Genomic DNA, 1369 nt, shown 5'->3' on the forward strand with positions numbered 1-1369 from the left:
CAAAGATCTTGGGGCCGCTACGCAGCCCAGCGGGAGCAAGCTCCCTCGCCACAGCTCCCTCGCCACAAAAGCGCTTTCTACAAGCCCATCTGCTTGCTGATGATTTCGTTCATCACTTCCCGAGTCCCGCCACCGATGGACAGGATGCGGTTGTCGCGATACAGCCGCTCCACCAGGTTGCCGCGCATGTAGCCCTGGCCGCCGAGGATCTGCACGGCATCAAAGGTCACGCGGTCGGCGGTGTCGGTGGCGAGGTTCTTGGCCATCGAGATCTCCTTGATCACACTCTTGCCCGCGGCCATCTTGGCGGCCTGGCGGTAGGTGAATTCCCGCGAGACCTCCACCGCCGTGGCCATTTCCGCCAGGCGATGCTTGAGCACCTGGAACTTGCCGATGGGTTTGCCGAAGGCCTCGCGCTGGGCCGCCCACTTCAGGCTTTCCTCCAGGGCCATCTGCGCAGTCATATTGGCCATCAGGGCCAGGGCCAGGCGCTCGCTCTGGAAGTTGCCCATGATGCAGGCGAAACCCATGTTCTCGGCGCCGATCAGATTGCCTGCCGGTACGCGGCAATCGTCGAAGAACAGTTCGGCCGTGTCCGACGCCCACCAGCCCATCTTCTTCAGCGGTGTACCGGTGGTGAAACCAGGCGTGCCCTTTTCGATCAACAACAGGCTGATGCCGGCAAAGCCCGGCCCCCCGGTACGTACCGCGACGGTATAGAAGTCGGCACGCTGGCCGCTGGTGATAAAGGTTTTGCTGCCGCTGACGCGGTAATGGTCGCCGTCGCGCACAGCACGGGTCTGCAGGCTGGCGACATCGGAGCCGCCACCGGGCTCGGTGACGGCCAGGGCGGCGATCTTCTCGCCGGATAACACCTGCGGCGCCACACGATCGCGCACCTCGGGCCGGGCCCATTTGACGATGGGCGGCAAGCCGATATCCAGCGAGCCCAACCCTGCCACTACCCCGCCGGAGCCGCAGCGCATTAGCTCTTCGCTGGCCGCGACCTTGGCGAACAGGTCACCTTCGTGGCTGCCTCCAAGGGCTTCGGGGTAACCGATGCCCAGGATCCCCGCCGCACCGGCCTTGAGGTACAGCTCCCGGGGGAAGCTTTCCGCTTCCTCCCACTGCTCGATGCCCGGCAACATCTCGCGCTCGACGAAACGACGCACGCTGTCGCGGACCAATTGGTGGCTGGGGTCGAAGTATTCCTGATAGGCAGACATCGGCAAGCTCCACGGGACGGTAGAGCGAACTTACCAAGCGCTTGCTTGGTTATCAAGCAAGAGGAAAGACTCGTGAACGCCACAAAACAAATGTGGGAGCGGGCTTGCTCGCGAATGCGGTGTATCAGTCGCCAGATGCATTG

1 protein-coding gene is annotated in these 1369 nt (G+C 63.3%); it reads right to left on the reverse strand.

Annotation, left to right across the window (positions count from 1 at the left end; all coding sequences use genetic code 11):
* Nucleotides 1-77: 77 nt before the first annotated feature.
* The gene (locus ACW9I6_RS32340) at nt 78-1226 is read right to left on the reverse strand and encodes an acyl-CoA dehydrogenase family protein (RefSeq protein WP_177036337.1); all 1149 of its coding nucleotides are present in this window, start codon (nt 1224-1226) and stop codon (nt 78-80) included.
* Nucleotides 1227-1369 lie beyond the last annotated feature (143 nt).

It is taken from the genome of Pseudomonas sp. SDO5522_S412, from assembly GCF_054071215.1.

What these genes read in the sequence shown, in the direction of transcription:
- ACW9I6_RS32340 (WP_177036337.1), bottom strand. Translation starts at nt 1,226, where the DNA reads ATGTCTGCCTATCAGGAATACTTCGACCCCAGCCACCAATTGGTCCGC.